Origin of the sequence: Pseudoalteromonas sp. T1lg23B (assembly GCF_002964665.1) — a bacterium.
Taxonomy (GTDB): domain Bacteria; phylum Pseudomonadota; class Gammaproteobacteria; order Enterobacterales; family Alteromonadaceae; genus Pseudoalteromonas.
Genome location: NZ_PQBZ01000042.1, coordinates 519130 through 545981 on the forward strand (window position 1 = coordinate 519130; position 26852 = coordinate 545981).

The following is a 26852-nucleotide window of genomic DNA, read 5'->3' on the forward strand; positions in this document are numbered from 1 at the left end:
GCGCTTTTGCGCCGCCCTACTTAGGCTGCATCATCGCTATCATCCAGCCCAAGTGCAGCAGCCAAGGTTTTAACGTCTTGGTGCTGTTCAAAAAACGCCACCACAGCCTGAATATGGCTCTGTTTTTCACCTTCAAATTGTTCAAGATAAGTGCGAATTTCAGCAAACTGCCAAGTAAGTTTCGTATCTGTAGGGGTAGCAGTAATAGCGGTAAAAACACTTGCAATGGATACATCATCTAGTAGATATTGAATAAACGCCAAAACGGCTAAATATTGTTTGTTCGTGATATAATGCTGTGCTCGTTCAATACGCTCACGCACCTGTTCAGGCGGCTCATGTAATAGTGCTATTTCGGCTACATTAGCTAGCATATTAGCTAACACGCTGCTTATCTGCTCGTTTTGTGAGTCTTTATACTGAGCAAATAGCAAATCAAAACTCTGAATTGCTGCATCCAGCTTCCCAAGCCGTCCCTGAGTTATTCCTTTGTTTAACATGGCCTTCACGACACATAGTTGAATGTCTTCGTTGTTTGAATTTCCAAAACGGCTGATGAGTGCATCATAAGTGTCGATTGCCTGCTCATGCATTTCGCGCTGACCTTGAGTTATTCCTTTATTAAACATGGCTATAGCAACTTGTTGCAGGACTTCTTTGTTGTCTGAATTTTCAAAACGGGTAATAAGCTGCTCATAAGTGTGGATTTCTTTCTCATGCATTTTAAGCCGTCCCTGAGCGGCTCCTTTATTACACATAGCCTTCACGACACGTAGTTCAATGTCTTTATTGTCTGAATTGTCAAAACGGGTGATGAGTGCATCATAAGTGTCGATTGCCTGCTCATGCATTTCGCGCTGACCTTGAGTTAGTCCTTTGTTTAACATGGCCATAGCAATTTGTTGTAGGACTTCTTCATTGTCTAAATTGTCAAAACCGGTGATTAACTGCTCATAAGTGTCAATTGCCTGCTCATGCATTTCGAGCCGTCCCTGAGCGACTCCTTTGTTTAACATGGCCATAGCAACTTGTTGCAGGATTTCTTCATTGTCTGAATTGTCAAAACGGGTGATGAGTGCATCATAAGTGTCGATTGCCTGCTCATGCATTTCGAGCTGGCCTTGAGTTATTCCTTTATTAAACATGGCCATAGCAACTCGTTGCAGGACTTCTTCGTTGTTTGAATTTTCAAAACGGGTAATAAGCTGCTCATAATCGTCAATAGCTTCCGTTAATAACTTTAGTCCACCCAACGTCACACCTTTATTAAACATGGCGATGGAAACGAGCTTATCAGTATGAGTACGATTTGAAGATTTAAAACGCGAAATTAAAGCATTATAGGTTTCTATCTCATCTTCCAGCTTTTTAAGTTTATGAAGGGTAAATGCTTTATTTAGTAACACTCTGGCAAACAATACATCGTCAACATCTTGATTCTTTGCAGCTGCAATTGCTTTGTTAAATAGCTCTAAGGCTTGTTGGTAGTCTTTCTTACCATAACTTACCGAGGCAAGCTTAAATAACTCCTCGACGGTTGCCTGCTCTTTACTCACTTTTCGAGTACTGCGCTCAATGATGCGCAACGACTCTGGATCTGGCTCTGTTTTCTCTACAATAGATTGCTGCACATTTTCAAAGGCTTCATCTATTTCCTGCTGCTTTTCTTGAAGAAGTCGATGTGCTTCATCAATATATTGCTTAAGTTCTGCAACCGACGAGTCAGCCTCCTTTAAGCGCGCTTCTACCACATTCTTAGCTTTATCTATTATTTGCTCAGTATGTTCTTCAATAAACGCATCCATTTTCTCTTCGGCAACATTCAGCGCTTCTTTTTTACTTTGCTTGTAAACAACAAAACCTATAAGCGCGATAAACAGGGTTAGTACGGTAAACCACCAATCAATCGAATCTTTTAAATCCGACGTTCTGCTATCAAAGCCATTGATGCGGGTGTTATGGTTTTTCTCTTGTTCTGTAAACTGAGTTTGTAGATTGGCCAGTTGCGTTTTTAAACCTTGTTGAGCGCTTTGCAAGGCTTTTACATCACTCCCTTGTATTTGTTGCAACTTGAGTTGTTCATCAAGCCGCCCTAGTTGAATACGCACCTCGACCAGTTGTTCTCGCAGTGCGTCGGTTTGTGCTGAAGTTAAATTTATGGATGTTGATGTAGTGCTTGGTTGCTGCACCACAGGGTTATTTGCCATGCCCTTTTCTGGGAGTGAGAGCAACAACAAAAAAACAAGCAACAAAAAAGTACGCATTGAAGATCCTTATCTAATTGGCTTTATTTCTCAAATAAGTTGATAAAAGCTCAGTAAATTTAACGTAATTATTATCTATGCACCAGATATAACACTCAAATACATATTTTGCCTGTCGTTTATTATTAGCCATTCAAACACCAAACCTCCCGCCTGAGGCTTTAACGCTTCATTATCTTGCATGTAAAGGGCCTTGACAACTGTCATAATTAACAGGTTTAGCTTCCTTCCTAGAATACACCGGTGATGTCTGAAACGGGAGTTTCAGCGTTGTTAGAAGCCCAAGATTGAATCGGTATGAAGCTGATAGGCAAACATATCAGCCTAGATAAAAAGGTTTATTGTTAAATGCTAGCGCGTACCAGACAACCAATGCATCACATTCAGTAAAAACTGCTCGTTTTGCTCAGCTTCTGGAGATACAAACCCCATTTTTTTACCGGTTGGTAAGTAAACTTGCGAGGTAAACATCGCCGCTTCTGCGAACACCGCAACTCGACCTTTGCCCAGTTCTAATACCGCGCCCTGAGACCAGCCGCCGATCGCCTGCTTTTTGGTATCTTGATTGATAGCGAGCGGTTTGTCAGGCACCAGCGCCCACGCACCTTGGGGCAGTTGTAACAAAGACACTGCGTTATCAGGCGCTTTGAACGCGTCGCCACCCAAGGTCCTGACTTGGCTTATTTGTTTTGATGCCACAGGTCCATCGGTGATCTCGTGACGTTTTAGTAATTGGTTATCGGTGTTATAGGTGACTTCCTGTACATGACCATTCACAAACTCAAACCCAAAGGCCTGTGCCAGTGGTTCAATCGCTTTGGGAAAGGGTATATGGTCAGCAATTAGCAGCAAAGCGCCACCTTGCTTCACCCAAAGCTGTAAAGTATCCACTTCTTTTTGCGTAAACGCGCTGTGAAATGGGCCATCCCAGTTACGACTATTATCTTTGTGCAGTGCATTGGCTATGACCAGCACATCAACACCTTTTAAATTGTCAGAGGTAAAGGCTTTTTTACCTTGCTTGAGTGTGTAACCGTCACTCTTTAAGACCTGAGCAAACGGCTTGTAACGTCCCGTTGCGGTATGAAAGTTATAGTGAGCTTGGTCAAGTACCACCACGGGGCTTTGTTCATCATTAAAGGTAACAGTGGTATTTTTGGGATTAAAGTCAGAGTCAGCCTGCTGAGGTAAGCCATCATCGCTGTTACAACCAACTAGGTTAAATATCAATACACCAAACAGTAACTGTTTTAATATCGCCACGATAATGTCCTTTTATTCTTTAAGGGCACTACCATAGCGTATCGCGCTTTTAGCGAAAAACAGTTTTATGTGTATTTTTGTAAGCGCCTTTTTATGTGCGCCTTAGTTAAGCAAATTTTTCCACAAGGTTTTCAGTACCTGCGTCAAGTTAATAGGAATGATCACAAACAGCGCTTTGCCTTTATTAAATTCGGGGTTCACTTGGCAGTAGTATTTGATCTCTGCTTTATCACTATTTTTAAGTGTCTCTAATTCCTGCGGTGAATAATTGCTGGTTCTATTCACTGATACCAAACAACGTAGCGAGTTAGCAACACTCACCTCTCCGCCTGAGTTAAATTTTTCAAATATTCCAGCTGGAGCTGGATGCGCAAAGTGTGGCCAAATTGTGGCTGTTTTCTTGGCAATCGCACGATACATCGCGGGGCTGAGCATGGTATCGGCGTAATAATGCTTGCGCCATGGCCTTTTCAACCAGCAAAGAACACTATGCATGATTGAAAATACAAAAGTGTTACCACCATTACGATAGTAAGGTAAAAACGCCGCAGATGCGCCAATAACGGTGATATCAAGCTCATGACTGAAGGTCAATAAACAGTATCCAACTAGTTTATTATCAGCATAATACAAACGCAGTTTGCGCTCAAAAGGCTCGTCGCTATCAAAATATTTGGCAAGATATTGCTCAGGCGCAATGTTGGCAAAGCTTGCCGCGATGATGTTTGATATATCACTGCGCTGAACCTGAGTTAACCACTGTTTCGTTTGGGTGAGATCCCTTGTTGTCAATGTCATTGTAGTAGGTTATTCCTGACCTAAAAGCGGGTATCAAAAGTTACCCACAACATGGCTTAATTAGCTATTTAAATCAATATTCAAAACAGTACTCTGACTGTGCTGAGGCCTGATATTGTAGTTTACCTGATCAATGGGGAAGGAATGCAACCACTGCTTGCTGGTGCATTTTAGTTACAACAAGAACTTGATAGCCTTAAAAACCGTGAGCAACGGTGTTAAATGGCTGGCTTACGCGCCAGCCAACGTCAACATCCTACATTTTATTTTTTGCTTCTGTAGGCAGCTCACAGAACATCCAACTACCACAACCAAATTGACCTGCTCGACTGTAATAAATACCACCAGCAACCTGTGGTGTCATTTCCTGTTGTAACTTATGTGAGTCGTTCGACAAATTTTTAATTTTCTTCTTATTGAGTTTTAATTTCATGAATTATTCCTTTTGAAAAAAGCCTGAAAAATTGCAGACCCCCCATAATAAGAAGAAACGCTCAAAAATCAGCCCGACATAACTTGCAGTTGGCAAGAGGTGTAATACATGTATGTCGTTATTTAAATCTTAAGCATCATTATGTATTTACTATTCGAGTATGTTAGATTGCTTAAAAATGAATGAGTTGAGCAATAAGAAGGGGCATCTCTGATGAGTAAGGTTGTTTTATCCGACACGCTAAAGAAGATACTGGTGTTTGCATGGGCAACATCTGCCGCTCCCCCACCGGTGAAGCGGTGCTCAAACACAAACTCGCAGAGGCACAGCTGGACATTACCGTCGACTCGGCTGGCACCATCGCCTACCATCAAGGCAACCCTCCCGATAAACGCAGTGTAGCAGCGGGGAAAAAGCGCGGATACGACTTTAGCGGTATGACAGCCAGACAAGTGAAACCTCAAGACTTCACCGATTTTGATTTGATCCTAGCCGCGGATAGGGCCAACCTTGCTGACTTATTGGCACTTTGCCCTCCCCAACATCAACATAAAGTTATGTTATTTCTTAGTTTTATAGATGCGCAATACGACGAAATCCCAGATCCATATTATGGCAGCGGCGATGGTTTTGAAACCGTACTGGACCTCATAGAAAGCGCCTGTGACCAGTTGATTAGTGAACTTAAAAAAAACTCTAAATAAGCGTTGATTTTTCTCGCCACAAGCGGGGTCTTATGGTAAATATATCGCCCCGTTTTTGAGAGCGACCCCTTTGGCAACATCAAGCAATTTATTTGAGCAAATCGCACTAGACCTGCAGGTTCATGGTGTCAGTATTCAAAGTTTAGATTTACAAGAACCCGCCCTTCTAGCGCTTACCGAAAGACTCGACATTTTATCTCAACAAGACTTTCATAGAGCCGGCATTGGTCGCCAAGAAGAGCACATGAAAAATGAGCAAGTTCGCCGCGATAAAATCCACTGGTTAGAGACCAGCGACGCCCACGAATCGCTGTTTTTGAGCTATATGCAGGACTTAAAAGTCTATTTGAATCGTCGCCTATTTTTAGGACTGTTTAGTTATGAATGTCACTTTGCTCACTATGAACCGGGTGCATTTTATAAAAAGCATCTAGACGCATTTAAAGGCGAAGCAAACCGAGTTCTTTCAACCGTATTGTATTTAAATCCAAGCTGGCAAGAGGGTGATGGCGGCGAATTGGTGATATACGACCCACATAATGACGATGAGATATTACAAATTGTGACTCCGAATTATGGCACGTTAGTCACCTTTCTCAGTGATGAGTTTCCACATGAAGTATTGCCTGCCAAAAAAGCACGCTATTCGATTGCGGGCTGGTTTAGAGTGAATACCAGTGTCGGTGGCAACATCGACCCCCCTCAATAATATTAGCACCTAAAAACGCTACACTTTTTTACTTTCACATCTGGTCTAACAAACATATCATGCTCCCAAAGTAAAACGTGCATGGAGCATGATATGAAACGGATACTCTTATGTGTCACCGTAATAACTTTAACTTCTGGCTGCGTATTTATGCCAAAAGAAGTCTCATATTTTGATAACCGGTGCCAAATCTACGCCAAAAAAGCGGTACTAGATAGTGAAAATACAACACGTTTAGCTAGTTGTAGCGGGTCAAAATGTGGAATGTACCTAGTCGGAGCTGGCGTTGTCAGTGCTGCAAGTCTGGTGGTCTCAGGGAGTATAGTACTCATTCAAAACGTGGTACATTGGCAGGAAAAGAATAAAAACTGTAACCCTTTGAGTGAGCAAAAGACTAACGTTCAATCCAAGCAAGATAGCACTACATCCACGCAAGATGGTGAACCCAACGAACTCTCTGAAATAGAACGTCGCTGAGATTTACTTATGCTCATATAGTTGTAAGGTAAACCCATGATCACAGAAATGACAAAACAAGATTTTGCTTTATTTTGGCCAACTTTTGAGTCCATCATAAAAGCGCAACAAACCTATGCGTTTGACCCAGACATGAGCATGAAGCAAGCTTACCAAGTGTGGTGTCAAACACCACTCAAAGCATTCGCGTTCAAAGTCGATGACGAAGTATTAGGCACCTATTACCTCAAAGCCAATGCCATGGGCCCAAGTAGCCATATTTGCAATTGTGGTTATATGGTAAGTGCAGCCGCCCGTGGACAGGGAATAGCGCAAACGCTCTGTGAACACTCACAACAAGTTGCTAAAAATCTTGGCTTTAAAGCCATGCAGTTTAACAGCGTTGTCAGCTCAAATGAGGGAGCTATCAGGCTGTGGAAGAAGTTGGGTTACGAAATCATCGGCACCATTCCCAAAGCCTACAAACACCCACAGTTAGGGTATATTGACAGTCACATCATGCACAAACTGCTGGATTAGCAATCCAGTTACAAACTGACTAGTCATCACTTTGTGGTGTTACTTGATGAGTAATAAGGTAAGAACACCTTAACTTGTAGCCCCGCTACCTCTGTTTGGTGATACACATTGTGCAAACTTAAGTAACCATGATGCGCTTCAACGATTTCTCGACATAAAGCTAAGCCAAGACCACTACCCGCCGCTTTAGTTGAATAAAATGGTACCAAAGCATTCGCCATAACTTGCTCACTCATGCCTTGCCCACCGTCGGTTACACTCACAACAACGCCTTCTCTGTGTGACTCGATGGCTAAGTGTATTTCATCTACACTAGAGCCTGATTCATGAGCATTTTTAAGCAGATTAATCAGCAACTGTTGCAACTGCATGTTGTCTGCATAACAAGGCGTTGATGGATAACTGCTCGGCGCGATAAACTGCCATTGCTGAGCAAGTTCATTGATAAGGCTAGGCCAGTCTATTTGTTCTAACTTTGGCGGCGGCAACTTAGCAAACTTACCATATCCTTGTACGAACGCCGTTAAATGTTTTATGCGTTCTTCAATTGTCGCGAACACCCGTTGTAATCTTGGTTCGTCAAGCCCTTGTGATAGTATTTGTCCGCTGTGTAACATGGATGACATAGGACCAAGCGAGTTATTCAGTTCGTGACTGATAATACGGATCACTTTTTTCCAAACCGCCACTTCCTGACGATTTAGTTCACGCGTTAATTGTTTTAATATAAATAATTTATGCTGTTGATTATTAAGCAAAAACTGACCAGTCGCCAGATGCCAAGTTTGTGCTTCTTCGGCTGTATTGTGTATGTTAAACAAGCCATCTTGACCAAGCTGAATCGCCTGCTGTAGTTCTGTGGGAGCATTTTCAAATGCTTGTGACAAACTCATGCCTTCAATGCGGGTTTTCGATGACAGCAGATTGCGAGCACTTAAGTTGCTAAACACCACCACATTATTACTGTTTATCAATAACAATGCCTGAGGAGAGCTTTCTAACACCTTATCGAGCATTAGCTCCCTTTGATGGATCCATTGCTTTTCTTTACGTAGTTGTTCCGCTGTTTGGTTGTACAAAGTACATAACCAGCCAAGCTGATCTGCACGGTGATAAACCAACTGGTTAGAAAACTCGCCATCTTTGAAATTTTGTAAACCAAGCTCCAGCGCATCCAAACCTTTTTCAATTGACGCACATATCAAGGAAGTAACTAAAGTAGAGAGTATTAAAGCCACCCCCAAAATAAAAACCCCTTGGCTCCAAGGAATTTGCAAAACGATAAAAACCGCCAACAAACTCACTGTGAGAACCAACATCACCGTGAGTTTTATTTTGCCTACCAAAGATAACCATGGTTTTTGTACTTGCATACTAATACTCTATATCGAATTTCTGCAAACGTCGGTAAAGAGCTTGCCGTGTGAGGCCAAAATGGCGGGCTACTTTTGCTATCACCCCGTGATAACTATGCATAGCACGTTCTAGCTCTTCTTTGGAGGGTTCACGCTTGGTTGTCGAGGCACTTCCAGGCGCAGCGTCAACAGCATAATCAAGCACAAAATCTTGCTCATGCAATTCACCTTCACGCTTGAGTACCCCCGCCCGCTTACAGGCATTTTCTAGTTCACGTACGTTTCCTGGCCAACTATAAGCCTGCAAAGCGCACTGCGCAGTATGTGATATAGTTCGCTCAGGTAAAAAGTGATTTACCAAAGGAATGATGTCGTCTGGACGCTGCGCCAATGGCGGCAATTTCAATTCAATCACATTGAGTCGATAGTAGAGATCCTCGCGAAAGCGGCCAGCTTGAATGTCTTGCATTAAATTAGAGTTCGTAGCGGAGATAACACGAACATTGACTTTGCGAGTTTGTACTGAGCCCAAACGTTCAAACTCACCTGTTTGCAATACACGTAACAATTTCATTTGACCCGATAGCGGTAAGTTACCAATCTCATCTAGAAATAAAGTCCCCCCATCGGCAGCTTCAAAACGTCCCATGCGCTGCTTATTCGCACCAGTATACGCACCCGCTTCGGCACCAAACAATTCGGCTTCTATTAAGTCATGAGGCAACGCGCCTGCATTGACCTTAATAAAGGGCTTATTTTTTAATGGTGAGTTGGCAACAATGATCTCTGCAATACGTTCTTTGCCACTGCCATTGGGGCCGGTAATCAGCACTGAAACATCAGATTTTGCTAGCTGTAACGCCATATCAACAATGCGCTCCATGGCAGTGCTGGCGTATACCAATCCCGCTAAATCTGCATCTTGCTTGGATGCGTTACGCTCTTGCTGTTGGCGTTCAAATTTTGCATTGCTTTGCCGCGTTTTACCCAGTTCAATCAGATTGCCAATACTGGTGAGTAACTTTTGATCATCCCAAGGTTTGCCAACGTAATCAGCAGCGCCTGCCTTAACCAACTCAATAGCGGTTTCTAATTCCGTCCATGCGGTAATTAAGATGATGGGTAAATGAGGGTTAATCTCCCTAAGACGATAAAACAGCGTTTTACCTTCTTCACCGGAGGTAGTATCACTGGAGAAGTTCATATCTTGCAAAACCAAGCTAATTTGCTGATACCTAACAACCTGTTCTGCTTCAAAGGGCGTTTGCGCAAGCACTACACTGTAGCCGTGAATTTCCAGCAATAAGGACAATGCTTCCAAAATGGCAACATTGTCGTCAACGATGAGTATCTTTTCCATATTATTATTTATACTTCAATGTGCTACACCAAAGGCAGTGTAGCACAAATGGTTGAAAATCAGTTAGATGGTTCGCGTAGCCACGCTCGGAGAAATATTTGCCGCACGTTGTGCTGGGCCGATGACCGAACACACGCTTATGAGCAACACACCGAGTGCGGTAAAACCAACATATAACAAGGGTAGCTTAGCAATAGAGTAATGCTGCATTAGCTGCTGCCCCAGTAAAATAGCAAGCACGGCGCCCAGTACCAAGCCACCGATACATATCATCACGCTTTCTACCAAGAAGTAGTTAATAATATGCGATTTACGTGCGCCAAGCGCCCGCCGAGTGCCTACCTGTTTAGTGCGTTTATTGATATTGAACATGGTTAAGCCAAAAATACCCAACGCAGTGATCAAAGTCAGTACCACCACCATGACCAATAGCATACGCATAGTCAGCTTATCTGGAGCAACGAAGCCATCTTTTACTTGTTCTAAGCCCTTTATATTCTCGACCACACGTTTACCGTCGAGTTGCAACATAAGCGGTTCGATTTGTTGCATCACTTCTGCACGTCTACCGGGTTCAGTGCGCACCATAAACTGCGTAAGTTTTCGCGCCAAAACAAAGGGTGTAATAACAGAGCGATCTTTTCTTTCTGAGCTTAACCAAGGGCCTTTCATCATATCAGTAATACCGATGATTTTTACTGGGAAATCCCCCCGATAGATTGACTTACCAAGGGCGTCTCCATCTGGAAACAAGCTATCTGCCAATGCTTTAGTGATCAAGGCAATATTTGGATATTGATCATAGTTATCCGTAACCATCACTTCAGATTCATAGAAGTTTCTACCCTCAAGCACCTTTACACCAAAGGTGTTTAAAACATGTTCATCACCTTGAAACACATTGGCTTGTTCACCCTTGCTTTTCTCACCGGTTGGGCGCAAACGAAAAGTGCTAGAAGAGCCGCTGCCACTCAGTGGCACAGAATCAATCATCACTGCATCTACAACGCCTGGTATTTGCCGTAAGGCTTGCTCATCCAGTTCTGCCTGCAGTTTAAAATTGGTATCTTTACCAAAAGACATCACCTCAAAACTAAAAATATCCTGCTCTGCATAACCTGTTGGCTGATCTAAATAGGCGATTTTCTCTTTAATAATAAAAGTCGAGTTACTCACAATTGCGGTTGTAATCGCAATCTGTAGCAGCAACAGGATGGCCCCAACCTTGGAGCGACGCAGGGCATTAAATATTGGCTTAAGTTCTGACATAACAGCGCTCCTTATTGGGTTTTTAAGTAAACGGCAGGAGTTGTTCTACATACCAGCCAAGCTGGATATAACCCCGCTATAATACACGCGACAATCGCAATGGTGGGGGCGGCAAGCAGCATGTTTAAATCCATATTAGCAATCGCATTGTACGACCCATTACTGGCTCTCACTCCCCACAAACCTAACTGTGCAATCACAATCCCCAATAGCCCGCCAAACAAACCAAGCAAAGACACTTCGACTAGATGCTGATAAAACACCTGCCATTTAGATGCACCTAACGCTCTGCGCACGCCAACCTCTGGCGCTCGACGTAAGAACTTAGCCAGCAACAGCGACAGAATATTCGCGACACAGACCGCTAAGAACATAAAACTCAGCGTTACCATGATCTTATTATCTTCTTTTACCACGCCTCGATACTCCATCAACTCCATTACGTTGAAAACATTGGCGGTTAATTTTTCGCGGTTAAAACGGCCTAAACTTTGTTGCTGAATCATGTAATTCATTAAAAACTGCTCAAAATCGGCTTTTTCTTGCGCATTCTCAAGCTCAACCCAAAACTGTAGCCACAGACTCTCGGACACCAGTAGGTCCGAAAATGTTCTGTCACTTTCATTCTTCCAACCATTGGTGTTACCCCAAGTGATGATTTCATTGGCTGGCCCCATTGTAATTGGAATAAAAATACCCTCCGATGGTTGGAATGACCCATTGTTGAGATCATAGAATTTCACTGACATATCCCAATCTTCAATAATACCAACGACTTGTACTCTCATGTCATCCAAATAGAGGGATTGCCCTACTGAGTTTTCACCATTAAAAAGCTTATCGTTGATACGCTTAGAAATAACCACGACGGGCGCAATGTCATCCTGCTGTTGTTGTGTCCAAGCGCCGCCATACAAAAACTGCAAATCAAACATCTGAAAAATATCTTTTGTAGTCAAACGAGTTGGTTCTTTGAATGGCTTTATCTGATCATTGTCCAGATGTACCGAAAATCCTGACTTATACATCGCGGTGCGTTCATAGGGCAACGGGGCATTGAGCAAATTCATCGCATCCTGATATGTGACCTGAAAAGGTACATCATCTTTTGACCAATAGGTATTACCATCATTCATTGTTTGCAATTGCACATGGTGTAGCTGCTTGCTTTTACTAGGAATTGGGTCTTTCGACATCATGTAGTACACGGACAGACTCGTCATTGTAACACCTATTCCAATTGCGATGGCCAGCACCATAAGTACACTCACCATGGGTGTGCGCTTAAAGCTACGCCAACTTAAATCTAAGTAATGAAACAACATCGTTACGCTCCCACTGCTGCGGCTGGATTACCTTGGTAAAGAGTAAAATCTGCCAATTGTCCATCCACCACTTGAATATTACGCGGTGCTCTGCGGGCAAGTTCTGGGTCGTGAGTAACCATCACAATCGTTGCGCCTTCACGGTTGATTTGCTCAAGTAATTCCATTACCTGACGCGCCATGAGGCTATCAAGGTTCCCCGTCGGCTCATCGGCCAATAAAAATCTTGGCTCCCCTGCTAAGGCTCGAGCAATTGCAACACGCTGTTGCTGACCACCTGATAGTTGCTGTGGTAAATGTTTCGCGCGACTGGCCAAACCCACTTGCTCTAAACGCTGCTCAACACGACGTTTACGCTCAGCAGCCTTGATGCCTCTGTAACGCAGCGGTACTTCAATATTTTCAAATAGATTCAAATCAGGAATTAAATTAAAACCCTGAAATATATAACCAATTTTCTGATTTCTAAGATCCGCACGTTGATTATCATTCAAGCGACCAACATCAACGCCGTCCAACAGGTACTGGCCAGAAGAAAATGGCTCTAGCATACCTGCGATGTTTAAAAAGGTGGTTTTTCCTGAACCAGAAGGCCCTGTAACGGCAATAAACTCACCTTCATTAACTTGCAGATCAAAATCTCGCAATGCATGTGTTTGTACCATATCAGTTTGATATATTTTGTTTATTTTATTCATTGTTAACATGACGTTGTTCCTTTCAATATATTTGGGCTAACATGCATTGCTTAGCGCAACATAACACGTTCAGCGTGTTTAAATGGTGTGTAACTAGAAATAACAATTTGATCGTTTTCTTTAAGGCCGCTCAGCACTTCCACCTCTGAAATGCTCATTGCGCCAGTTGCAATATCTATTCTTTGTGCCTGACCGTCAGAAACTAGGTATGCAACCGAGCCGCCTTCTTGCATAAAGGCACCACGCTTAACCATCAAAACATCAGACTTATTTTCCAAGAGAATGCGTGCCGATATGCGCTGATTTTGCCTGATCCCACTTAGGCCTTGCTGAGAGAATCTGACCCGAGTTGTCACTTCTCTTTGATTTACTTCTGGTGATATAGCGCTGAGTTCCCCAATCACCTCGTAACTGCCGATTTTGAGCATTACCTGCATACCAAGCCCTAACTCATTGGCGTAACTTTCACTGACCTGTAGCTCGGCTTCAAATGCGCTTAAATCAACCAAGGTCATCACAGCTTGATTCTTTGCGACCAAGGCTTGAGGCTCAACTAACATATTTCCCACAATACCCGAGACACTGGCTTCAATATCGAGGTTGTGTACTTTGCGCTGTAGTTCATCAACGACCAATTGCTGACGCGACACCGTGCTTTGTGCCGATTTTAGCTCAAACGCCAGTGTGTCTTTCGCAAGCGCAACTTCTTTTTGCGCATGTTTAAAATTCAACTTTGCACGCGCCAAATCATCGACCGCTTTTTCTAGGTCTATTTGGCTTATTAAGCGTTTCTCGATTGATAACTGTGCTCGACGATTCTCTCGCAAGGCTGCATTGAGCTCGACTTGTGCCAAGTCCAGCGTTTTATTGAGACTCAACGTTTGCCTTCTTGCTTCAAGCTTTTTACGCTCCAACTCACCATATAAACGCTGTAACTCTGAATTCTGCTGCTGCAAGGCATTTTGCAGCTCAGGGCTATCAACCGTTGCCACAGGTTGGCCCTTGGTAACTTTGTCTCCCGCTTTAACAAGTAGCGTGATCACACCTTGTTCGGTCGCGTAAATACGCGGTGCATTCGCGGCCACAATCCGCCCAGTGGTCGCTATGTCCCTAACAAAGTCGCCACGTTCTACTTTGGCAATTTTTAATTCGTCTTTTTGCACTGACAAGTCTGCACTTGAAGGCCCTCTCATCAGAGCGGCTGACGCTGCGACGGCTACCATCATGCCTACTGCCGCCAAAACGGGTTTGCCAAAACGTTTATTTTTTTTAACTACCTGATCCTGTCCACTGGTATCTTTAATCATAATTCGCCTCAATGACTGAGTTTTACTTCAAATAGGGTAATCAACCAAGCACCCAACAGAACGATACTCGGAGACAGTAAGAAAAATACATATAGCAACATACCTAACCCTTATTAACTGTACTGTTACTCACTATTCGATTTACATGCCAACTATTTATATAAATAAAAACAGTCACTTAAATTAATAATTATCAAAGAAAAGTGTCCACGGACACAAAAAGTGTCCGCTGCGGACAGGTCATGCGCCCGCATTAGAGGTATTGAAAACAGTTACGCTCCACTTACTACGAACAGGGGGAGATTGCTCAACCATGTAAGCTTTGTTAAAGTTGCGATCCGTTTTTTGATGTGAACAATACGAACTATGAAAATAAAAACTTTTTTATTTCCTTTGTTACTACTAAGCAGTGCCGCTCAAGCTCTTCCTGAGCAAATCATTTTGTTTCGTCATGCAGAAAAAGCCACAGGAGATAACCCAGAGCTAACGGCAAAAGGTCAGCAACGAGCTCAACACCTAGTGTCAATGTTCAGTGACCAAGCCATAAAACATGCGTTTAGTACCGATTATCGCCGAACGCAACAAACCATTGCGCCACTGGCAAAACATTTTGGACTAGATGTAAAGAGCTATGACCCGCAAAATCTAGAGTCTTTTTCAAGCAAAGTTTTAGAATTAGAGGGACGTGTAGCAATCGTAGGTCACAGTAACACCACACCTCAGCTAGTAGAGCTGCTTAGCCGTGAGCAAGTCAGTATTGCTGAAGATGAATTTAATAAAGTATTTATCATCACATATGGTAAGTTTGGCAAAGTCAGTTTATCTACTCTCAGCTCAGATAACGAGGATAAATAAGCAACATCAGTTGCCGCAACCCTTGGCTCATAAGCATGGTATCTTGACCTGCAAATCCTAGTCTCACATGGGTGATATCTGTAGCGCTCGGTAGCAACGAGCGCTCACTGTCAGGAAAATAAAACTCGTCTTGCGTTTGTAGATAAATGCCGTGCTTGCGAGCAGAGGCTTTTACGCCATGCACGTTGGTACCACATTCTACCCACATCGCCATACCACCGTCTGGATAAACAAAGCTTAAAGGCAAACCCATCTGTTGATAACGTCTTAGTTCCTGCGCCATTGCTTCACTTCTTGACTTGTACAATTTGGTCATACGCTTTAGGTGCCGCTCAAACTGGCCCGTTTGCATCCAATAGGCTACTCCAAGTTGGGTCAGCACGTCATTTTTATGATTAATTAACTGCTTGTGAGCGCGGATTTGCTCAAGTATCTGTGTACGGGCACAGATATAACCCACTCGTGCCCCTGCAAACATTATTTTAGAGAACGTTGATATGTAAATGACTATTCCAGCAGGGTCATCTGATGCCATCGGTTGCAAAGGTTGGCATCGATAGTGAAACTCATGATCATAATCATCTTCAATGATCACGACACCATATTGATAGCAAAGCTGATATATTTGTAAGCGCCTAGTGGGTGACAAAGTCACAGTCGTTGGATACTGATGTAAAGGAGTGAGATACAATAACTTGATACGGTAGCGTTGCAACTGTGCCTCTAAGTCCGCAACACACAACCCTTGTTCATCTTGGTGAATATCTATAATACGTGCGCCGCAGGCCGAGAACGCTTTTCTAGCTGGCGGATAACCAAGGCTCTCACAAGCAACATAATCTCCCGGCGATATAAATACTCTCGCACTAAGAAACAAAGCTTCTTGTGAACCATTACAGACCACCAAATCTTCTGCCTGTAGATTCCGCGCCCTTTGTAAATATGCTTGGATCTGAAACTTTAATTCGCTTTCACCGCCCACCGCACCATAATGCAGCTTTTTGGCATCTATCCTTTGGCACACATTACTTAACGCTCGTTTAAATTCAACAAACGGAAACTGCTCAATATCGGGCAAGCCACCCGCAAAATTGTATTTGTACTGAGCAAGTTCAGCAGTTACTGGGTCGCTCATTGGCTGAGCAAACGTCAGCGGTTTAGGGATATATTGTGGTTGCTTTTCTTGCTCCACACTGGAATCTATTGGCAAAGTGCGCGTAACAAAATAGCCTGACTTTTCCCTTGCTTCCAGCCATCCCTCAGCAACGAGCAACTGCAATGCGTTCATGACGGTATGGCGATTAAGCTGATAAGCCGATGCCATGGTTCGCGCTGAGCTGAGCTTAGCCCCAGTCATTAATTCACCCGCTTTGATGGCATTTCTCAACGCTCCAGCAAGTTGCAAGTAAATAGCTTCTTTGTCGTGCTGAGCGGTAAAAGCAATTGGGTGCATTTTAGAGTCAATTCTAACGGATTAGTGTAAACAGCATAACCGCCAATCTGGTCTAGGTAAATAATAAAATCTGGTTGTTTAAGTTAAACCAAAAATCAGATTAAAGTAGCCATATCAAGACCGACAACAGGAATGAAGCATGTTTGAAAAATGCAGTTTAAACACACAGAAAGTAACATTGCAGCCGTTAGCGCAGCAGCATTTAGATGGCCTTTTTGAAGCCGGCCAAGACCCTCGACTGTGGCGCTGGATTTTAACCAACTATTGTAAAACACCAGAAATACTAAGCGAATGGTTCTTACAAACCGCTCAATTTGATACGCAGCAACAACTCGTTATGGCAATCATCAATCAAGCGGACCAGAAAGTAGTTGGGACAACCCGTCTGTTTAGGTTAGATACCTATAATCTGAGCGCTGAAATTGGTCACACGTTTATTGGAGTGCCTTGGCAGCGCAGTCATGTCAATACACACAGTAAATATTTACTGCTCAAATATGCCTTTGAAACACTCAACTTGGTTCGTGTCACCTTCAGTACACATGAAAATAATCAGCAATCCCGCAATGCCATTGCAAGGCTTGGCGCTCGCTTTGAAGGCATTCATTTCAAGGATAGATTACTCGCTGATGGTAACTTTCGTAACAGCGCACGTTTTAGCATTATTGATGAGCAATGGCCCGGCGTTAAAGCCAAATTAGAGGAGTGGTTATAATGTACCCTGCTCGATATTTCCAAGAACAGGGTATTGAACGTGTTTTATCCTTGGTACACCAATCACCTTTGGCTTCTATCCTGTTTAGCCACCCCCAAACTAAGCTAAACGATGTGGTCTATAGTCCTTTAATTTTTGATGCTTCCAAGCACCTTTTTATTGGTCATGTGGCAAAAAACAACCCTTTGGTACAACAAAATAATAGCAAGGTAAAATTGCTGTTTAATGGGCCCAATGATTACATTTCGCCTAGTCACCGCGCAGATCTAGTAGTCCCAACATGGCTCTACGCTAATGTACAAATCGAAGGACGCTTGGAATTGGTAACAGAGCACGAATTGAAGCTCAAAATGATGACGCAAATCACCAACCATTTTGAACGTGAGAGCCGTAAACCTTGGCTTGTTTCATCGCTTGAAACAACCAAGCTGAATGCTCTATTTGACCATATTGTGTTTTTTACCATCTCATTAGATCAGTGGTGCGGCAGCTTTAAACTAAGCCAGAATAAGCCACCAAAAGTGAAAGCCCAAATAATGCAAAGCCTGAAAACTAGAGGGAACAAGGCTTTATCTGAGCTTGTTGGAAGTTACATTGATAATGACATTACAGATGGTAACGTACCAAACTAGTGTGTAGTTACCACTAGCTTAGTTGCTTACGTATAACATCTGCCGCCTGAGGCAAGCTGACCAAGCGTCCGTTTGCTTCACTTTCACTAATGCCCTGAATCGCTTCAAAATCATCTAAAAAAAGCGCTTGGTCATAGTTCTTTGTGGTTTTATTTTTAACGTAAACCATAACAAAGCATCGCGTTGACAGCTTATCCAAAGCCCTAAAAAAGTTAATATCATCGCTGGATAACTTGGGTTTAACTGATCGCCCTTTTAGCTCATAAAACATATGTTTAACGTATATTCTACGTCCATTTAAGCAATATTGAGTCACGTTTTTTACGGCAAACTCTTCCACATTTTGCGTTTGAATATCCTTTTCTACAGACACAAAAGCCTTATCACCAAATACGCTGCGCCAAATACGCTCTAATAACGTTTTTCCGTTTGTATTTCTATTTGTATGTAATTGTGCCAACGCGTGTCTAACGCTTAAATTATCCATAAATATGTACATACATCTTCTCCCTGTCGTTTATTTGGTACGTACCAACCATAACGTATTTGAAATAACACACCTTCTTTCACAATCCTGTGAACTAAACCGTGTCTCTATGTATGTAAATTTGGCATAGAGCAATATTAATATGTTAATAAATAGAATAAAAAAACAATAAAACAGGAATAAAAGTAAAAAAACAGTGAATATCGTTCTAAAAACATACAGCGCATCTGAGCGTTACTCACGCCAGACCCATGTAGAAATAAAGCATAAGGAAAACGCAGGCAGCCTATAGATAAAAAACAGCAGCAACTTAAAAAAGTTGCTGCTGTTGAGAGCAGTGTAAGTCAAAGTTTAATTAAGTTCGTCATCAACCCAAAACTTGGTACCTTTCAACACCGCTTGTAGAGCAAGCCCAGTCTCTGTTAGCGAATAAACAGTTACATCATCAACCACAACTTCGGCAGCAACCGCTCCTCCTTGATGCTTATGTTTGGCCGCTGCATCCGCATTACCACCGAATGCCCAACCGTGTTCAATAAAGCGAGCCAATGCCGATTGGCTGTGAAACACCATTACAATACTGAAATCTTTTGCACCAATCCCTAACCCCAACCCAGCTTCTGCCATGTTCATGTAAGTTCTAGCACCAGTTTGCCTATTCACGGCTACGCCGTAGCCACCACCAAAGCTGGCAAATATGACGTTAACATTGGCATTATCAAACACCGCATACCCTGCTGAACTTGCAATTTGCTGCTGAACATCAGGTTTTTGAGCATACAGTTGACTCAACACATTACTACGCATACTTTCAACCGCCGCGCGCTTTTCTGCGACAGATTTACCGCCAGACGTGGCACAACCCGCTAGCAAAAACACAGTCCCCATCAATATCGCAACTAGATAGTTTCTCATATGGACTCCTCTTAAAAAGAAAATAACGACAAAATATGGTGAATAAAAGCCTAGTACACAGAAGCTGGCTTATACATGAATTAGCGTGCATAGATATAAATTAACGCAAAGCAAGCAAAAAAAGGCCGCTAAACGCGGCCAATATCATGGGTAATCATGAAGGGATAAGTGTGAAAACAAGGCCAGTTTACATAGCCCATTAGTAAAATAAAACCACATTATTACGCACAATATCATCGTAAAAATCGAACAATAACAACCCGAACAGCCGCTCACAAAATAAAACTTTTAAACCTTTTTCTAGGCTTTATCGACATATACCCTGACATCATGCAAACAGGAATATTATCATGTTAAAGACTTTGAACTTTATCACCATTATCAGCATAACAGCCGCTTTCGCATCGTATGCTCACGTACAATCGCAAATACAGCAAGTTGAAAATCAGCAAGCTAACAGTAAAGATGGATATCGCGTACTCGTATCTCAACACTGTCAACAAATACTTGAAGCTCCTTTGAATGCTGAACAAGTAGACAGCTACCTGACCATGAAAAAACACTCCGAGAAAATGCGTGAATTGGAGCAACCAGTGAGTAAAATTAGCGCTCAGATGAGTGAGTTGGGCGATCAAATTCAAGCGATTACCCAACAAGCCTATGTGGTTACAGATGACAAACTAAGCATAGATAAAACACTACTGGCGCAGCAACAATCCGTGTCAGCTGAACTGGAACAGTTAGCCGCTGAGAACAAAGGAAAATTTACCGCTCTTGAGACGCAAGGGAAGCACCTCCATCAAGCTGCCCAACGCTTTGAAGCATTGATAACACCGACTATCGGCGATATTGAATACTCTCATGTACAAATTCTAGCGCCAGGGGAGCGCCCTAAAAACAACTGTTTGACGCGCAACTAATTTCACTTGCTCCGTAGACTCCCAAGTCAGAAGCCGGTCTGTTCGCCAGACCGGTTGCCAATCAGCCAAATTCACAGTGTTTTTTCTTGTTCTGAATGCAAAGCCAGCCGTGTGGTTTGCAGTGTATCTGCTACACTCTGCACCTGATCCTGAAACTTCGCATATAAAGCACCTTGCAACGGAGTTTGAACCACATTTTTCAGTGATAATGGGTTAATAGGTTTGCCATGTTTGTGTACTTCATAGTGAAGGTGTCGCGCCTGTGATAGCCCCGTATTACCCAAGTATCCTATCACTTGGCCCTGAGTCACTCGATCTCCGGGCTTTAACCCATCCGCAAATCTGTGTAAGTGGGCATACAGTGTGTGGTATCCCTGCCCATGTTGAATAAGTACGCGATTGCCAAATCCGCCGCCCCAGTTGGCTTTTTCAACTATTCCATTGCCTGCGGCAAATATTGGCGTGCCAAGTGGTGCCCCAAAATCTAGCCCTGCATGAAGACGTGTGTAACCTAATATAGGGTGTTTCCTGCGTCCAAAGTCCGATGATAATCGCGCACCATTTAATGGTGTTTTCAGCAAAAAACCTCGCGCTGGTCGGCCATTTTTGAAGTAAAAACCATCCACTGCGTGCTTATCTTCAAAGTGATAGATTTCAACTGGCTCACCGTTAGTGAACAAACGGGCATAACGCAGCTGAGTTGGCAGGCTCTGCTGTGATTGCAATTCATCTGGAAAGAGTGCTATTTGCTCATCAAACAGTAAGTTCACACTATCTCCTTTGTGGATCTGTCTTTGAAAATCAATCAAGTGTGAAAATGCTAAAATCATTTGGTTGATAATATCCAGTGGTACGTCACTACTTTGAGCACCATCAAATATGCTGTTTGACACCTCAAAAGCACGCACAGTGGGTACTGTTCGAACCTGCAGCGCATAAAGGCGTTTGGTCCAGCCTTCATTGACACGTTCGATGCGCACGCGTTCAGCAAAAGTTGTGGCGAGAGTTAAAGACAACAACGCGGTGCCAGTGTGCTCTACTTTAATTTTTTGACCAACCTGAATGTGATCTAAATCCAGTTGTGGTTGAGCCAGTTTTCGCACTTGCCATGCATCATTTGCGCTAAAACCAAACGGCTTAAGTACGCCGATAAAGGACTGTCCTTGTGAAACGGTCACTATCGTGGTTTTCACCAGCTCACTTTGTTCTTGAATCTCTAGCTCAACAGTTTGCAATACTTCTGCGGTACGCTCTGCAACACCGAGTGTCGGTGCTTTTTTCGCAAGGTCATGTCGTGAGCCATCACTCTCAGTGCAAGCACTAAGGACCGCACTCATAACAATAATATAAGTAAATAATTTCATAAATTTAGTTTAATTCCACAACGGTCAATGGGTCGATACGTTCACCATTATGCAAAATTTCAAGATGTAAATGCGGCCCTGTCACTTTACCCGTCTCCCCCAAGGTTCCTATGTGCATTCCTGCATGCACCCACTCACCTTCTGTAACCAAAACCTGATCCAAATGTGCGTATACGCTTTGATACCCGTTACTATGCTGGATCAACACAACCTTCCCATAATTCGCTGGCAATGTGTGCCCATCTGCCACCAATACTTTGCCTGTTGCTAGAGAAGAAATTGGTTGTCCTTTAGGCGCGACGAGATCAACACCATTGTGTGGGCGGTTCTGCCTAAACGCGCTGATATGTGCAAAGTATGAACTGATGAAGTAATCGTTTAGAGGCGCTTGCCAGTTTGGATGTTGCACAATAAACAGTGACTTTAAATGGCTCACAATCGCTACAGAAGTCAACGCACATAGAAGTAGAGCAATCAATACTCGACGCGAGTGGCACTCGGTTGGCCTCATGATCTCAGTCAAACGTAATTTATAATCCGCTAATGACAGTGCTCTTGAAGCAAAAGCGACACTCGAATGCTCTTCAAAGCTGGCACTATTAAACCTAAGTGATGTAAGCATGGCTTGTGCATAGACTTTAGGATTGATCCCATATCTGGATAGTGTTGACTTGTCACACCTCGCTTCGATTGCTTTAGCTAATTCGACTTCCATTTTTAACAAAGCAGGATTAAACCAGAAAATACAAGACAAGATATGCCAGCAGGCTAAAAGCTGATGGTCACGATAGTCCAGATGAACAAGTTCATGATTAAGCAAAGCGTTTTTTTGCGGCTCAGGTAGCGTCATAAAGTATTTTGGCAAGGCCAGCTTACTCTTGAATATGCCAGTTACAAATGGAGAGCAATTAATCGGCAACATAAACGTATCAAGGTTTTTTCTATCAATTGATACTTTTTCGCCCGTTGCCAATAAGCGCAAAACACTATTTCTGTTACGCCAAAAGCGATACAAACGTTGCAAAGTAACACTCACATAAATGCACAGTAAAATTACGAGCAAAGTGCTTGGATCAGCTTTATAGGCCTTGTTTGTCACCAACTCGGTATGCAATTGCAATAATTCGGCTTGCTCGGATACATCAAATAAAACGTCAGGAAGTGCTATCAACTGGGTTGAAATATTGAATCCTGAAAAAGGTAGTATGCTGATTACCAACAACCCCCACCACATACTTGGCATTGCTGGATTAAAGCGCTTTAAATATCGGCCAAATGCAAGTAGAGCAAAGCACAGCAAAACCCACACCATCGCATTAGCCAAGGGTGCTATTAATGCTACGAAACTCATGTTAACTTCCCTTTTTATCCTGCGCTGAGAGCGATTCTAATAGGTCTTCAAGTTCACTAAGTTCTTCTTTTTCAATGAGTCGGCTATCTGCAAACAAAGTAACGGGTAGCGGACCATCTAGCTCAAATACGTTTTTTGCAAACTCCTGCGCATACAGTGCAAGAGTAGCAACTTTATCTACTTTGGCTTGGTATGATTTCTTATTTCCATCTTCGCCAACAAGCAACAACCCTTTCTCCCCCATACGCTCTAGTGTTTTACGGGTTGATGAATAAGACCAATGAAACTTGCTCTCTATTGCTTCATGTATTTCTTTTGCGGTTCTTGGTTGTGAACGCCAGAGTAATTTTAATATTTCCAGCTCTGTACTATTGGGTTTCATCATAACAACATCTCCATGTGACATATGTCGCACTTTATCAAACAAAAAAGTGCGACACAAGTCGCACATTTGATTTATTTAAACTTTCCCAATGCTGCTAATTAAGAATGGGCGATAAGTGCTCCGGAGCAGTCACCAGATCTCGTACACCGTGCGCAGCATGTTCTTGGAATGGATTTTCACTGCACCATGTCCCCAAACTATGAATATCTACCTTCAGGACCTGTGGCCGAACATTCCAAGTAACCTTAAAAGGAGAACCCTTGCGATTATAATTTGGACCTGTTGTAGAACCTGTGTATTCAACACCCTGACCCGTATTTGATGGGATATTAGGCGCTTGGTAATAACCATTCACTTGCTCAAATTTAGTGAGTGAATTGAAATCCACCCCCTTGCCATCATTGGTCAATACCATTACCTGTGCCTCAACTCTCAGCTGAGGATTTTTAATATGTTCGCTCAAACAAGCACTCAAGGTCGACCCCGGCGCGACAGGTGCTGAACTATGTACGTAATGAAGCTCAATGGTGTCTCCAGAATTAAGCCCTAGTTTGTCTGAAGGACAAATAGGCTGAGCCACGGGTGCTCGCTGGGCTCGGCTTAGCGTACCAGAATAAACAAACCCCATTTGCTTTTCACTCGCATCGGCAGGTCGATTAAACTCACCTCCCCTGTGCTCAGCATTTTTATGGAAATGAATATTACAAAGGTTCATCACATCCCGCTTTGGGGCTGCGGAAAAAACAATAGGATTGAGTCCCTGCGTGCTATCTATGTCTCTGGGTGATTGCGGACCAAAACCATGCAGCTTATCGCTCACTCCTCGCGCGTTTGATGTTTTAGTCTCGTGTAAATGCGCGTGAATGCTTGCTAAATTCCCTGTGGCAAGAACATAGTTGGGTAGCAACACACTCAAGGCTACCGCCAAACCCTTGATATTTTTCATTGATTAATCCTTTTGTTAATAAAGCTCCAACTTTAACGTATGATGGGTAAAAAAAGATCAAACATGAAAATATAACATATTGAAATAAAACACTATTATGTTATTTTATTGAATAATACTAGTGGCAAAAGCAACGACCTGTTTATTGCTGTGGGTCAGCGTTGCTCGTGTAAACTAGCCAATATTGTTAAACCATGAGGAGCACTCTACGGTGTTTCATATTCCCGAATTAATCGAAAGCACTGCTTTTGCGCTGCTGCTGGCTAGTTTGCTGAGTGCTTTTGTGTCTCAACGGATCAGCTTGGTATTATTTCTAATCACCTTAATGGTGGCATTTTTTGGTAGCATTGTTACCTTCCCTGCCTTGCTCGCACTTGCCATTATTATGTCTCTGGCTTACCTTACGCATCATATTGATACGGCTAAATTTCGTTACCCTGTTACAGCCTTAACATTGCTAGCATGTATTGCGCTTGCCGCTCACCAGGTACCCGGATTCAATAACTTACTGGTGCTTGAACAAGTTCAAAAATCTTCAAATAGCTTACCATTTGACTTGTATTTTAACTTTGATAAGTCTGCTGTGCTGTTTGTTTTGTTGCTGTTGTACCCTGCTCTTTTACACAACGGGAGCCCTTTGATAACCGTCAGTGAGCAACACAAAGCGAAGCTAACCGCTTTATTTATGGTGTTGTTTTTTCTTGTTTTGGCAAGCGCATGGTCACTTGAGTTAATCATGCTACATCTACACCTGCCAGGCTGGTGGTGGTTATTTGCACTCAATAACTTAGTGGTAACCTGCGTGATTGAAGAAGCATTTTTCAGGGGCTATATACAGCAAAAACTCAGCGCACGACTCAATCCCTATTACGCACTTATCATATCCAGCCTCCTATTTGGCCTAGCGCATTTTTCAGGCCCGCTAGAGTATATGCTGGTTGCAAGTGTTGCGGGTGGTTTATACGGTGCCGTGTATGCATTTACTGGCAAGTTGTACTGGGCGGTCATCTGTCATTTTTTGATTAATTTTGTACATTTGGCGTTGTTTACATACCCGATGGTGCACCATAGCTAACCCCTTTTTAAAAAAGCATTTAAAACGCCAAAAAAGATGCAGACTGAATGAGCAGCATGACACACTACTGACATTCCCTGACAGTCATTCATGATTTACTACTTAGCGACTTAAACAACTCTGTAAGGAAATCAGAATGTCACAAAATGTCATTGAAATTGTTAAATTTAAATTAGCGGCTGGCGTAAGCGAGCAGGACTTTCTACCACTAAACGATGCGTTTCAAACGTTTATTGCAGCACAATCAGGACTGCTTTATCGATCATTAGCTAAACAGCCCGACAACCAAGGCTACATTGATGTGATCTACTGGCAATCTATGGAAGATTCAAAACGAGCTGCTGAGGCATTTAATCACTCAGCCGTGTGTATGGACTTCTTAACCGTTATCGACAAACAATCCGTAGTTATGACACACAATATGATCATTGCACAAAGTACCTGTACTGGTTAAGCTGCTCAGTCCAGCGGTTTCGAGTAACGTACGCTCACATGCATAAATCAGAACGACTTTTTCAGTTAGTAAACCTTCTAAAAGGGCGACGTTTGGCCATCACAGCCAAGCAGTTAAGCGAACGTTTTGACGTATCTGAGCGTACTATTTACCGCGACATAGAAAGCCTGCAAAGTTCGGGGCTTCCTATTTACGGCGAGGCAGGAGTTGGCTATATCATCCATGATCATCCTCTGCCTCCTATGATGTTCAGCCTTGATGAGCTCACGGCGTTATTACTTGGCAGTAAAATGGTCAGTGCATGGACCGACCCAACACTAAGCGGCCACGCAAAAGCCGCGATGGAAAAAATCGAAGCAGTACTACCCACTCAGCTAAAACAACAAAGTGAACAATCACCTTATCTTGTTGCCAGTTTTAATCATGGTGAACAACAACAAACTTTCAGCGCATTACTCAGAGAGGCTATCAACGCGAATTACTGTGTAAACTTACAATATCAAGATGCCAATGATGCACAAAGTGTCCGCATTATAGAGCCGCTCGGTATGGTTTATTGGGGCGGAAAGTGGACGTTAGTGGCACATTGCCAACTGCGAAATGATTACAGAGAGTTTCGCCTAGATCGCATGTTAGATCTCAGTGCTACCACAACCCCATTTGTCACCAGTACACGCAAAAACCTTGAACATTACGTTGCCTTGGTCAGAGCCAAATATGCAGAGCAAAATTAATCTTGCTATTTGTTGATTACATTTGAGCAAATACACGACAAATTAACATTGTATACATTATTCTTTAATCTTGATCTGTAACGCT

Annotated in this window: 28 protein-coding genes; 11 read left to right on the forward strand and 17 right to left on the reverse strand. The window is 42.9% G+C overall.

Annotated features, from left to right (window positions below):
- Window positions 1-20 precede the first annotated feature (20 nt).
- The 4 genes from C2M32_RS18740 to C2M32_RS20590 form a co-directional block, all read right to left on the reverse strand.
- Window positions 21-2264, reverse strand: coding sequence for a tetratricopeptide repeat protein (locus C2M32_RS18740; protein ID WP_105169824.1), 2244 nt, complete (start codon window positions 2262-2264; stop codon window positions 21-23).
- A gap of 351 nt (window positions 2265-2615) precedes the next feature.
- Complete coding sequence (locus C2M32_RS18745) at window positions 2616-3527, reverse strand: DUF4350 domain-containing protein (protein WP_234401354.1); 912 nt, start codon at window positions 3525-3527, stop codon at window positions 2616-2618.
- 102 nt (window positions 3528-3629) lie between these two features.
- Window positions 3630-4325 (reverse strand): hypothetical protein, encoded by a 696-nt coding sequence (locus C2M32_RS18750; protein ID WP_105169826.1) that lies wholly within the window; start codon window positions 4323-4325, stop codon window positions 3630-3632.
- Window positions 4326-4581: 256 nt separating this feature from the next.
- Window positions 4582-4758, reverse strand: coding sequence for a hypothetical protein (locus C2M32_RS20590; protein WP_158678281.1), 177 nt, complete (start codon window positions 4756-4758; stop codon window positions 4582-4584).
- 263 nt (window positions 4759-5021) lie between these two features.
- Here C2M32_RS20590 and C2M32_RS18755 point away from each other — a divergent pair, with 263 nt between their 5' ends.
- The 4 genes from C2M32_RS18755 (at window position 5022) to C2M32_RS18770 (ending at window position 7167) form a co-directional block, all read left to right on the forward strand.
- A complete protein-coding gene (locus C2M32_RS18755) occupies window positions 5022-5462 on the forward strand; it encodes a low molecular weight protein-tyrosine-phosphatase (protein WP_105169827.1) in 441 nt (146 codons plus the stop codon).
- Window positions 5463-5517: 55 nt separating this feature from the next.
- Window positions 5518-6171 carry a 2OG-Fe(II) oxygenase gene (locus C2M32_RS18760; RefSeq protein WP_234401355.1) on the forward strand — a complete coding sequence of 218 codons (654 nt, stop codon included), beginning with the start codon at window positions 5518-5520 and terminating at the stop codon, window positions 6169-6171.
- A gap of 93 nt (window positions 6172-6264) precedes the next feature.
- Window positions 6265-6648: a hypothetical protein gene (locus tag C2M32_RS18765; protein WP_105169829.1), complete on the forward strand. Its 384-nt coding sequence runs from the start codon at window positions 6265-6267 to the stop codon at window positions 6646-6648.
- A 36-nt stretch (window positions 6649-6684) separates the two neighbouring features.
- The gene (locus tag C2M32_RS18770; RefSeq protein ID WP_105169830.1) at window positions 6685-7167 is read left to right on the forward strand and encodes a GNAT family N-acetyltransferase; all 483 of its coding nucleotides are present in this window, start codon (window positions 6685-6687) and stop codon (window positions 7165-7167) included.
- A gap of 26 nt (window positions 7168-7193) precedes the next feature.
- Here C2M32_RS18770 and C2M32_RS18775 read toward each other — a convergent pair whose 3' ends face one another.
- From C2M32_RS18775 to C2M32_RS18800, 6 genes are all read right to left on the reverse strand, one after another.
- Complete coding sequence (locus C2M32_RS18775) at window positions 7194-8540, reverse strand: sensor histidine kinase (protein WP_105169831.1); 1347 nt, start codon at window positions 8538-8540, stop codon at window positions 7194-7196.
- A gap of 1 nt (window position 8541) precedes the next feature.
- Window positions 8542-9882: a sigma-54-dependent transcriptional regulator gene (locus C2M32_RS18780; protein ID WP_105169832.1), complete on the reverse strand. Its 1341-nt coding sequence runs from the start codon at window positions 9880-9882 to the stop codon at window positions 8542-8544.
- 63 nt (window positions 9883-9945) lie between these two features.
- Window positions 9946-11151 carry an ABC transporter permease gene (locus tag C2M32_RS18785; protein ID WP_105169833.1) on the reverse strand — a complete coding sequence of 402 codons (1206 nt, stop codon included), beginning with the start codon at window positions 11149-11151 and terminating at the stop codon, window positions 9946-9948.
- Window positions 11152-11162: 11 nt separating this feature from the next.
- A complete protein-coding gene (locus C2M32_RS18790) occupies window positions 11163-12476 on the reverse strand; it encodes an ABC transporter permease (protein WP_105169834.1) in 1314 nt (437 codons plus the stop codon).
- 2 nt (window positions 12477-12478) lie between these two features.
- Complete coding sequence (locus C2M32_RS18795) at window positions 12479-13183, reverse strand: ABC transporter ATP-binding protein (RefSeq protein WP_105169835.1); 705 nt, start codon at window positions 13181-13183, stop codon at window positions 12479-12481.
- Window positions 13184-13224: 41 nt separating this feature from the next.
- Complete coding sequence (locus C2M32_RS18800; protein ID WP_105169836.1) at window positions 13225-14481, reverse strand: efflux RND transporter periplasmic adaptor subunit; 1257 nt, start codon at window positions 14479-14481, stop codon at window positions 13225-13227.
- A 366-nt stretch (window positions 14482-14847) separates the two neighbouring features.
- On the opposite strand from C2M32_RS18800, the gene C2M32_RS18805 reads away from it, so the two are divergent.
- Complete coding sequence (locus tag C2M32_RS18805; protein ID WP_105169837.1) at window positions 14848-15336, forward strand: SixA phosphatase family protein; 489 nt, start codon at window positions 14848-14850, stop codon at window positions 15334-15336.
- Here the strand turns inward: C2M32_RS18805 and pdxR are convergent.
- On the reverse strand, window positions 15311-16789 hold the full coding sequence (pdxR, locus tag C2M32_RS18810; RefSeq protein ID WP_105169838.1) for a MocR-like pyridoxine biosynthesis transcription factor PdxR: 1479 nt from the start codon (window positions 16787-16789) through the stop codon (window positions 15311-15313). The two genes, C2M32_RS18805 and pdxR, sit on opposite strands and share 26 nt — an antisense overlap.
- Window positions 16790-16928: 139 nt before the next feature.
- Here pdxR and C2M32_RS18815 point away from each other — a divergent pair, with 139 nt between their 5' ends.
- Window positions 16929-17504 (forward strand): GNAT family N-acetyltransferase, encoded by a 576-nt coding sequence (locus tag C2M32_RS18815; RefSeq protein ID WP_105169839.1) that lies wholly within the window; start codon window positions 16929-16931, stop codon window positions 17502-17504.
- Window positions 17504-18136, forward strand: coding sequence for an FMN-binding negative transcriptional regulator (locus C2M32_RS18820; protein ID WP_105169840.1), 633 nt, complete (start codon window positions 17504-17506; stop codon window positions 18134-18136). The genes C2M32_RS18815 and C2M32_RS18820 overlap by 1 nt, the downstream gene beginning before the upstream one ends.
- A 13-nt stretch (window positions 18137-18149) precedes the next feature.
- Here the strand turns inward: C2M32_RS18820 and C2M32_RS18825 are convergent, their stop codons facing one another.
- Window positions 18150-18635 (reverse strand): hypothetical protein, encoded by a 486-nt coding sequence (locus tag C2M32_RS18825; protein ID WP_105169841.1) that lies wholly within the window; start codon window positions 18633-18635, stop codon window positions 18150-18152.
- A 339-nt stretch (window positions 18636-18974) separates the two neighbouring features.
- Entirely contained in the window at window positions 18975-19538 is a 564-nt protein-coding gene (locus C2M32_RS18830) for a YSC84-related protein (RefSeq protein WP_105169842.1), read from the reverse strand.
- 350 nt (window positions 19539-19888) lie between these two features.
- Here C2M32_RS18830 and C2M32_RS18835 point away from each other — a divergent pair, with 350 nt between their 5' ends.
- Window positions 19889-20458 carry a hypothetical protein gene (locus tag C2M32_RS18835; RefSeq protein ID WP_105169843.1) on the forward strand — a complete coding sequence of 190 codons (570 nt, stop codon included), beginning with the start codon at window positions 19889-19891 and terminating at the stop codon, window positions 20456-20458.
- A 71-nt stretch (window positions 20459-20529) separates the two neighbouring features.
- Here C2M32_RS18835 and C2M32_RS18840 read toward each other — a convergent pair whose 3' ends face one another.
- From C2M32_RS18840 to C2M32_RS18855, 4 genes are all read right to left on the reverse strand, one after another.
- Window positions 20530-21822 carry a M23 family metallopeptidase gene (locus C2M32_RS18840; RefSeq protein ID WP_105169844.1) on the reverse strand — a complete coding sequence of 431 codons (1293 nt, stop codon included), beginning with the start codon at window positions 21820-21822 and terminating at the stop codon, window positions 20530-20532.
- Between the two features lie 4 nt (window positions 21823-21826).
- Entirely contained in the window at window positions 21827-23173 is a 1347-nt protein-coding gene (locus tag C2M32_RS18845; protein ID WP_105169845.1) for a M23/M56 family metallopeptidase, read from the reverse strand.
- Between the two features lies 1 nt (window position 23174).
- Window positions 23175-23555 (reverse strand): BlaI/MecI/CopY family transcriptional regulator, encoded by a 381-nt coding sequence (locus C2M32_RS18850; RefSeq protein ID WP_105170146.1) that lies wholly within the window; start codon window positions 23553-23555, stop codon window positions 23175-23177.
- Between the two features lie 97 nt (window positions 23556-23652).
- On the reverse strand, window positions 23653-24504 hold the full coding sequence (locus C2M32_RS18855) for a delta-class carbonic anhydrase (protein ID WP_105169846.1): 852 nt from the start codon (window positions 24502-24504) through the stop codon (window positions 23653-23655).
- Window positions 24505-24715: 211 nt separating this feature from the next.
- On the opposite strand from C2M32_RS18855, the gene C2M32_RS18860 reads away from it, so the two are divergent.
- From C2M32_RS18860 to C2M32_RS18870, 3 genes are all read left to right on the forward strand, one after another.
- Window positions 24716-25579 carry a CPBP family intramembrane glutamic endopeptidase gene (locus C2M32_RS18860; RefSeq protein ID WP_105169847.1) on the forward strand — a complete coding sequence of 288 codons (864 nt, stop codon included), beginning with the start codon at window positions 24716-24718 and terminating at the stop codon, window positions 25577-25579.
- Between the two features lie 136 nt (window positions 25580-25715).
- Window positions 25716-26033: a hypothetical protein gene (locus tag C2M32_RS18865; RefSeq protein WP_105169848.1), complete on the forward strand. Its 318-nt coding sequence runs from the start codon at window positions 25716-25718 to the stop codon at window positions 26031-26033.
- Between the two features lie 38 nt (window positions 26034-26071).
- Window positions 26072-26767, forward strand: coding sequence for a helix-turn-helix transcriptional regulator (locus tag C2M32_RS18870; RefSeq protein ID WP_105169849.1), 696 nt, complete (start codon window positions 26072-26074; stop codon window positions 26765-26767).
- Window positions 26768-26852: the final 85 nt, after the last annotated feature.